This is a genomic window from Pseudoclavibacter sp. RFBJ3, assembly GCF_002931375.1.
Classification (GTDB): Bacteria; Actinomycetota; Actinomycetes; order Actinomycetales; family Microbacteriaceae; genus Pseudoclavibacter.
On sequence record NZ_PSXZ01000033.1, the window covers coordinates 1 to 8,389 of the forward strand.

The following is an 8,389-nucleotide window of genomic DNA, read 5'->3' on the forward strand; positions in this document are numbered from 1 at the left end:
TCCTGGGCTTGGTCGATGGAGCGCCCTTGATCGTCCCGTGTCGTCATGTGACAAGGCTAGTGTGCGGTTTCCGCAGACTGTGATTGACCCGAAAACGATGGGTTTCGAGGCGTGGGAGAACAGTTCGTTACAACTGCCGAAGGAGTGGGGCAGATGCGATACCTTGCCCCCGCAGGGGAAAGCCTTCCAGTCCATGTGGCCAACGCTCGAAGACAGAACAAGGATTCTTATGATGCACGACAAGAGCGATCTTGAAAGACGCAGCGTCCTGCGTGCAGCAGTGTGGGTCACCCCAGTGGTAGGAATCGCTCTGAGCGCGCCGGCCGCTTCGGCCAGCGTCGGAGGAACGCTGCGGTGGCGCAGCTGGACGTTCGCCGTCACGGGCGCGCCGTTCTACAAGCCCGGCGTGCAACTCGAGGCAGCGGGAGGGTCCTCCCCCGTCACCAGCGCATCGGTGCAGCTCGTTTTTGATCCCGTGGAGGAGACGGGGACCTGTTTCGGCCTGTCCAACGGCGCACAGGCGGGGTGGACGATGGGTGAATATGGGGACGACAACGTCGTCACGGCGTTCTGGGCCGGGTCGGTTCCTCCGGGCGAGGCGCTGCCCCCGGTGGCCTTTGACATGCGCTTCGACATCACCCCACTGGCGTTCACCGCGACGGCGCAGAGCCCCCAGGCAGCGTCTCCGGAGCCTCTCTTCGTCGAAGCCGCGACGGACTAACAGGCGCCGGCGCACAGTGTCAGCACGCGATCTGGGGCGAACGAGAGACGTCCGCGCATCGCGTCGAAGCTGCCGACAGTGCGCGTGGTGCAAGGACAGTGAGAGTGAGACGCCTCAAAACCGATGGGTTGCGAGATGCGCTCATTGCTCGTCTGCCAGTCACCTATGTCGGTGGTTGGCAATAGCTTCATCGCATTAGTGGTGACAGTCGCCACATGGGAGGTCGAAATGACTCTGTACATTGACGGGTCGTGGTCTGGGTGGTCCGGAGACACGATCGTTCAACTCACCGATGGATCGGTCTGGCGCCAAGAGGAGTATCACTATGAGTACCACTACGCTTACCGCCCCAAAGTCGAGGTAGTGAAGGGCAAGATGAGCGTCGCGGGGATGCGTAAAGCCGTGAAGGTGCGCCGACTCTAGCGGTCCTCGAGGGCAACGCATGTGCGTGGCCCCTCCGGCCAGGTGCGCTAAAGGAGGGCCTCGGTCGTGCACGCGCAGGCAACGGGGTGTATCTGAAAACATTAGGTTTTCGAGACGTTGAGGCGACTTGTTCGCGGAACCGCCACTCCCCCGCAAACCCAGGGTTGAACTTGTCTCGAAAACTCGCCTCATCATGAGTCGTCTCAGCCTGCTCCAGCTACGGGGTTTCTGAGGCAAACTGTCCGAGTGAGACTCCTCGGCTATACCCGCGTCAGCACCGCAACTCAGGATGCGCAGCTCCAGCTCGACGCACTCGTCGGCGTCGGCGTCCAGAAGCGCGACGTCTTCGCCGATGTGACATCCGGGAGTAGGGCTGCAATCGAGCGCCCGGGCATGAAGCGATTGCTCGAGCATGCAGAGGCCGGCGACACGGTTGTCGTGTGGCGTGTTGATCGTTTGGGGCGATCCCTCATCGACGTCCTCAACACTGTCAACCTGCTGCGGGAGCGCGGCGTAAACGTGCGCTCTGTCTCGGACGGTATCGATCCGGCGACGTCAACGGGCCGTCTCATGTTGAACATGCTCGCCACCCTCGCCGAGTACGAGCGTGAGCTTATCGTCGAGCGTGTGAATGCTGGTATCGCCGCAGCTCGCCAGAACGGTACGAAGTTTGGCCGGCCCCTCTCTGATCCTGCCCAGATCGCAGAGAAGCTCCGCGTCGTAGCCGACGCGCGCAAACGAGGTCGAACAGCAGAAGAAGCTGCTCGGCTCGTCGGGTGGAGTCGCGCGACGCTGTACCGTCACCAAAAAAGAACGCCGACCGCCTGAAGGACTGAAGTGGCACTGTGGTGCCGTCTCTGCCTGCCAGGCACTCACCCACCCCGCGTGCCCGTGTACCTGGTGCGGTAAACGCTCCTTCGAGATCGAACCCTCAGATGAGGGCAGTAGACGCTACGCCACGCGCAGTGGTTTCCCCAGGTCACCCAAGTCGGGTGACCACCATCACTAACATAGTGATAGCATCTGCATCACCCTGCAGGTCAGCGGTGCGGGCGGTCAATGACTTCACGGCCCCCACTATCGTTGTGATATCACTACGATTCAGTGCATTGGATCGCGAGCCTCTCTATCACTATCGATAGCCCTCCGCCTTGGGTCCGTGAGGCTCGACCGCTCAGTCTGAGGGGCAGTGCGGGAAGGATGTTGACTTGCGCAACCGTAGTGATGTAACTACGAGAGTGATAGCACTGCGATAGTAATGCTGAAAAGATTTCGGCTACAACTCTCCTCAGGCCTTGCTTGCCCTTGGGCCACGGCGTGCTCCCTAACAGGTCGCTGCGTGCGCGTTCGGTGACTATCAATCCCGGCATGCATAGTAGAAGCATAGTGATATCAGAACCGTAGTGACGGCGTGTTGCAAGCAGGACGCCGTCGCGCAGCCGTAGATTCGACCCATGATCATCTTGTTGGGAAGTCAAAAGGGTGGCCCCGGGAAGTCGACGATCGCCACGAATCTGGCCGTTGAGTTCGCGCGCCAAGGTAAGGACGTGGTCCTGGTGGACGCCGATCGTCAGCGTTCTAGCGCCAGGTGGCACGAGGATCGAGAAGAGCTGGGACGAGTACCAGCGCTCGCTTGCGTGGAAAAGCTCGGTAGCATCCACCAAACCTTGCTCGACCTGGATGGACGGTACGACGTGGTCCTCGTGGACGTCGCTGGTCACGACAGTAAGGAGATGCGCACCGGAATGACTGCTGCTGACAAGCTGGTGGTCGTCGTGCGCCCAAGCCAGTTCGATCTCGACACCTTGCCTCACATGAGCGAGGTAATCGAACAGGCACTGGACCTGAATCCCAGTCTCGACGTGCACGGCCTGATCACGCAAGCGCCTACGAACTCCAACGCCAGTGAGCGAGCAGACGCGGGGGAGTACCTCAGCGACTACCCCGTCATCAAGCCGCTTCGCACTGTTATTCATGAGCGCAAGGCCTACCGCGACGTCATCGGCGAGGGTCTCGGGGTTGTTGAGTGGTCGAATGCTAAGGCGAAGGCAGAGATCCAAGTGCTGGCAGAGGAGCTGATGCACTGATGGCCATTCGTAAGAGGCCAAGCGTCCACAAGGTCGACGAGGCGGCCATCGAAGCCTTCGCATCGGCTGCTGAAAGCGACAACTCGGGCAAGGACTACTCTCCGGTCCAGCCGCAACCCGCGCGGCGGGGGAGGGTGCCATCCTCCGGCTGGCCGGACAATGTCGCTCGCTCTCTACTAGTCCGATACCCCGATCCGGAACTCCCGGCGCTTCTCGCTGAGGTCGCTGCACTTGAAGAACGAAGCAACAACGCCACCGCCGTTAGGGCATTGCGCCGAGGACTTGAAATCCTGTTGAACGAGGCCAAGTCGAATCGTTGACACTATCGTAGTGATAGCACACGCTGACGCAGCAACGGTATACGCCCACCAAGCGCGGACGATGCCAGGGTGCCGATCCATCCGGGCTCCGACTCGATGCGGCAACGAAGGCGCTATCACGGTGGCTAGCGGAGTTCAATGAGTCGAAGAGGCGATGTCTGCTCCCTCGCGGGACGGCAGACTTCTTCCGTGACAACCACTCTCGACCCGAACCGGCTTGGCGCCGCGGAATCCTCATGGCGCACGATGCTTGTGGCCACAGGTGCCGTGCTCGGGGTGACGCTGCTCGCTGCCATCGGGGTTGCGGTTGTGCTGATCTCTGCCCCGCAGCCACTCGCCCTCCTCCCAGAGGTCATCGCTGCAGGACTTGCAGTTCACGCGCTCGGGTGCCTCGGCGCCCTTGGCGCGATCTTCAAGGCCACAGGGGTTACCGCCCGTTCCCTCGGGGTCACGCGCCCCAGCTGGCGGCTCTTGCACCTCGCGTGGCAGGTTCCTGCCACCATCGTCGCGGCTGTCGGAATGCAGGCGCTCGTTGCGGCCCTCATCGCTGGAGGGGAGGTCACCGGTGGGAGGCGTCTTGACACCGCGATCCATGGAGCTCAACCGGGAGTGCTCATCGTCGCGGTACTCGGCATCGCAGTGCTGACGCCGCTGTGGGAAGAGCTGTACTTCCGCGGCCTGCTGCAAGCGCGCATCACGCAACGCTGGGGCACGCTGGCAGCGGTCATTGCAACTGCAGTGATCTTCGCCGCGGTGCACGGCTACCTGATCCTCGTGCCCTACTACCTCGTTCTCGGATTCGCATTGAGCGGCCTGCGCGTCTTCCATCGGTCCCTGTGGGGTGCGCTGGTCCTCCACGTGACGGTGAACAGCATCGCCTCCGCCGTGCTCGTCACCTCACTTCGCTGACCCAAAACCGGGGCGCGAACACGGCGGAACGCGTGGAAGGCCTGCCGATGGCCGATGGCCGATGGCCGATGGCGACGGCTGACCAGGCCTCGCACCGGCGTCACGCATCCATGACGCCCAGTAGCCGACGCTCTCGTGACGCGAGTTGGGCGGGTCGTGGTGCGGGTGGAGTTCACCAGCTTCTTCCTCAGGCCAGCGCGATGAGTTTCAACGGCCTTCGGGCAAGCGAAAGGGGTTGGGACGGCTTGCCGTCCCAACCCCTGGCTCACGTGTCGAGATCAGTGCTCGTCGTAGTGGCCCTCGTGTGCAGCGTGCTTGTGACCGTCGTGCACGTAGTCGACGTGGTCGTCGTGCTGGACGGCGTCGTGGCCGCAGTTCTCGCCGTGCGCGTGCTGCTCGGGGGAGTGCTCCGCGACGCTCTCGTGCTCGTCGTAGTGGTCGTCATGCAGGGCGTGCTTGTGTGTGCCGTGCACGTAGTCGACGTGATTGCCGTGCTGGACAGCGTCGTGGCCGCAGTTCTCGCCGTGCGCGTGCTCGTCGACGGAATGCTCGGCGTGCAGTTCTGTGGTGCTCATAAGTGGGTGCTCCTTGGGGTCAGGTGTCATGTCTGGGAGTGCTCCTCGAGAACGTGCGTGATGGCGTCGTCGATCACGTGCGCGATGTGATGGTCTGCCAATTGGTAGAGCACTTCGCGCCCGGATCTCGTCGAGGTGACGACACCGGCAGAGCGCAAGTTCCTGAGGTGCTGCGAGACGAGCGGCTGGGACAAGCCGCTGCGTTCCACGAGTGAGTTCACCGGCGATGGGCCCTCGCTGATGAGCCGTACGAGCAGCAGGCGCGATTTCGAACCCAGCACCTTGAAGAGCTGGGCAGTTTCAGACAAGCCGTCTCGTGCGTTCACGACGCCAGTCCACCATACATATGCACAGGTTGCAATACATGAATGTACTGGCTGACTCGAGAAGCTCTCGTGGCCTCCTCTTGGCGTTCTCTCGAAACGCTTCCTGGCCTTGCGGGCCCTGTACTCCGCACGAACCTCGTTGAGGAGGAACTCCTTCACTGTCATGGCTGCTCGGCGAGCTTGGGGTCACACGCTCCGTCTGGGTGCGCGTTCCACTCAGCTCGAGGTACTTCCCGACGCGGGATGCAGTTTCGTGCTGTGCCGGAGAAGTGGATGCATGAACATGAACACGGTGACGACAATCATGACATTGCCATCCTCTCCCTCCTGTCGGGACAACCACTCATCGGCACGGCCCTCACGATCTCCGTGACGGCACTCAGATCGACGTTGTCCAGCACTTGCCTTCGAGTTCGGGTCGGCGGGGCCCACCTATCCTCTTCATCCCTGCGCTTGGTGTTCCGGTCAACTACTACTCACGAATGCTCAGCGCGTGGGCGGGAGACGGTCGCCACATCATCGCCCTCGAACTACGCGGCATGCCTCTCACCCCTCTCTCGTGTGTGCGCCGGCAGCGGTACGGATACTCCGCATTGATCAGGAACGATCTGCCCGCCGTGGCCGACGCTCTTCTCCCAGGCGCCGCCCCGTTCATCGTCGTCGGGCACAGCCTCGGCGGGCAGCTCGCTCTTCTTGCAGCCGCCGCTCGGACCATTCGTCCTTCCGCAGTCGTGACGATCGCCAGCGACACCAGCTCGTCAGCCGCGGATACCAACCCATTCCAGCGGGCCGGACGGCTCGCGCAGGTTCGATCGGTTGCAGCTATCTGCGCTCTTTTCGGATACTGGCCGGGCGATCGGCTAGGTTTCGGCGGCCGACGGGGGCGGAGCCTGATGCGGGACTGGTGCTACGAGGGGGAGCACGGTCAATACCAGCTTCACTCGGATGCTACCGACTGCGCGAGTTTGTTGAGCAACCTCGAGATCCCGCCTCTCCTACTCACTTTGAAGGGCGACAGGGTGATCCCCCCGCTTGCGGCCACCCATTTGCTTCAACGTCTTCCACCACACGCTGATACCCGTGAGTTCCCTCACCACTCTCATCATTTTCGGTGGGCACGCGATAGCTGGCAGCCCGTCACTAACGCCGTCGACGCCTGGGCTACGAACAAGGAACGCTAAACCGATGAGGTCACCGGCTGCACGCCGAGAGTTCCCCGGACGAGCAGTCGCCTGGTCCAAGTACAGGCCCAAGTTCGATGATCGCGGTGTAGTGCGGATCCGCGCACGCAGAACGCCGGGGCCCGAGAAGTGGGGTCGGAGCCGCGACTCCCACCTCATCACTGGCAGCTCCTCATTGGCAATAGGAAGTGCAGACTCGTCGAACCCCTGCGGCGAAACGGCCAGCCTCACGGCGGACTGCAGCTGGTGCACCAACGCCGCGTACGGAGAAAGCGCTAGCAGTGCAAGTGCCTCGCGTGATCGTGCTTCGCAGGTCAGTTCTGGGGTGCGCAGGGAACCTCTACGTCAAACTTGAGCCCAGCGATGGAGATGAACTGCCAGCCTTGGTTTTCGCCGTTCTGCGTGTAGAGCATCGTTGACCCCGTCGGGAAGGTGGCGAACCTGAAGACGTCGAAGAAGTCGGAGCCTTCGGGTGTGGCCTCATCGTCTCCCTCTCGATGGAAGGGGTCCGCAAGGGTGCCGGCGCCGACCCCTGCCGCTAGCTCGGTCGGTGTAATCGACTGGGGCGCAACGCTGAAGCCGACGGCGTCCCAGTAGGTTGCACGCCAGCCTGAGTTGGCGACCGATGAGATGTCGAAGACCGTCAACTCGAAGTTTGTTGGCGTGAAAGCCGCTCCCGTGCTGTCGACGAACTCAAAGGTCAGCGTCTGCGTGGGGACAAAGGTCGATGCCGGCGCGGTGGTGCCTTCAGCACGCTGGTTGAGAACCAGTGAGCCAGCCGCGCCGAAATCGTCGAACTGGTAATCTTCGCTGCCATCATCGGCCCCGCCGCCGTTCCATCCGGAACTGTCATCAGTGAGGTTGTGGGAGATGTCGTTCTGGGTGGTGATCGTCCCCGGCCCAAGCGTGGAGACAGCTCTCACCGTGTAGGTGATGGCGCTACCGGGGACGGTTGCAACCCATTCGGATGGATCACCTGCGACTGTGACAGCGGTCGCCGTGGCTGTCGCGGTGCACGGCAGGTTTGATGCAGCCGCCAATGGCGCTGCAGAGGCGACACTGATAATTGGAATGCTCCATGCTGCTGTGGAAACAATGGTGCGTCGAGAGATGTGATTGGGTTGCGTGGTGCTCATGGTTCTGGACTCTCCTGGGACTGTAAGGGTGCGTTCGGTTGGTGGTTCGGGCGGGACAGAAGGTTGGTGATGCGTATCTCTTCGAAATGGCCGTCATCTTTGAGGTACTCAGGCTTGGCTGACTCGGGTGGTAGTCGTAGCGTCTGATCGAATCAGTTTTGAATCGGTAACCGTGCGTGCTTGCCGCGGCGTGATCTGACGCTCCGGTAGTCGGTGTTGCCGACGCGGTGCACGCGCAGGTCGTTGGTGGTGCCCGCACGTCCCGGCGGCATGCCGGCCACGACCACGACGACGTCGCCTGCCTGGGCGAGGCCGTTCTCGATGAGGTACTTGTCGACCTGCCTGATCATCTCGTCCGTGTGGGTGACGCGGTCGACGAGGGCCGCTTTGACGCCCCAGTAGAGGTTCATGCGGCGAGCGATGTGCGGCGACGGGGTGAACCCGAGCACGGGGATCTCGGTGCGCAGGCGAGCCATCCGGCGGACCGAGTCACCGGACTCCGTGAACACGCAGTAGTACTTCGCCTTGAGGAACTCGCCGACCTCGGACGCGGCGAGGGTGATCGCGCCGCCCTGCGTGAAGGGCTTCGTGCCCAGCGGCGGGATGCGGTCGAGGCCGTGCGTCTCGGTCGACTCGATGATGCGCGCCATGGTGCGCACCGCCTCGATCGGGAACGCGCCGACGCTGGTCTCGCCGGAGAGCATGAGCGCG

The 8,389-nt window shown here is 62.5% G+C and carries 10 protein-coding genes; 6 read left to right on the forward strand and 4 right to left on the reverse strand.

The features are described 5' to 3' along the window. The first annotated feature begins 229 nt into the window (after positions 1-229). The 5 genes from C5E07_RS18775 to C5E07_RS18795 all read left to right on the forward strand — a co-directional run bounded on the left by C5E07_RS18775 (position 230) and on the right by C5E07_RS18795 (position 4,460). Positions 230-721 carry a hypothetical protein gene (locus tag C5E07_RS18775; protein WP_104301582.1) on the forward strand — a complete coding sequence of 164 codons (492 nt, stop codon included), beginning with the start codon at positions 230-232 and terminating at the stop codon, positions 719-721. A gap of 669 nt (positions 722-1,390) precedes the next feature. Then, the gene (locus C5E07_RS18785) at positions 1,391-1,972 is read left to right on the forward strand and encodes a recombinase family protein (protein WP_104301586.1); all 582 of its coding nucleotides are present in this window, start codon (positions 1,391-1,393) and stop codon (positions 1,970-1,972) included. A gap of 626 nt (positions 1,973-2,598) precedes the next feature. Beyond that, positions 2,599-3,231 (forward strand): division plane positioning ATPase MipZ, encoded by a 633-nt coding sequence (locus C5E07_RS18790; protein ID WP_104301588.1) that lies wholly within the window; start codon positions 2,599-2,601, stop codon positions 3,229-3,231. Beyond that, positions 3,231-3,551, forward strand: coding sequence for a hypothetical protein (locus tag C5E07_RS19300; RefSeq protein WP_146080663.1), 321 nt, complete (start codon positions 3,231-3,233; stop codon positions 3,549-3,551). The genes C5E07_RS18790 and C5E07_RS19300 overlap by 1 nt, the downstream gene beginning before the upstream one ends. 189 nt (positions 3,552-3,740) lie before the next feature. Further along, positions 3,741-4,460, forward strand: coding sequence for a CPBP family intramembrane glutamic endopeptidase (locus tag C5E07_RS18795; RefSeq protein WP_181058191.1), 720 nt, complete (start codon positions 3,741-3,743; stop codon positions 4,458-4,460). A gap of 278 nt (positions 4,461-4,738) precedes the next feature. On the opposite strand, the gene C5E07_RS18800 is transcribed toward C5E07_RS18795, so the two are convergent. Both C5E07_RS18800 and C5E07_RS19900 read right to left on the reverse strand, forming a co-directional pair. After that, positions 4,739-5,035: a hypothetical protein gene (locus C5E07_RS18800; protein ID WP_104301592.1), complete on the reverse strand. Its 297-nt coding sequence runs from the start codon at positions 5,033-5,035 to the stop codon at positions 4,739-4,741. Positions 5,036-5,061: 26 nt separating this feature from the next. Then, positions 5,062-5,343, reverse strand: a complete 282-nt coding sequence (locus C5E07_RS19900; RefSeq protein ID WP_258064057.1) for a helix-turn-helix transcriptional regulator — start codon at positions 5,341-5,343, stop codon at positions 5,062-5,064. 419 nt (positions 5,344-5,762) lie between these two features. Between C5E07_RS19900 and C5E07_RS20025 the strand changes: the two genes are divergently transcribed. After that, positions 5,763-6,542 (forward strand): alpha/beta fold hydrolase, encoded by a 780-nt coding sequence (locus C5E07_RS20025; protein WP_181058193.1) that lies wholly within the window; start codon positions 5,763-5,765, stop codon positions 6,540-6,542. 314 nt (positions 6,543-6,856) lie between these two features. Here C5E07_RS20025 and C5E07_RS18815 read toward each other — a convergent pair whose 3' ends face one another. Then, positions 6,857-7,678: a hypothetical protein gene (locus C5E07_RS18815; RefSeq protein WP_146080664.1), complete on the reverse strand. Its 822-nt coding sequence runs from the start codon at positions 7,676-7,678 to the stop codon at positions 6,857-6,859. A 152-nt stretch (positions 7,679-7,830) separates the two neighbouring features. After that, positions 7,831-8,389 (reverse strand): pyruvate kinase alpha/beta domain-containing protein (locus tag C5E07_RS18820; RefSeq protein WP_258064058.1); only part of this gene is annotated, 559 nt, incomplete at its 5' end.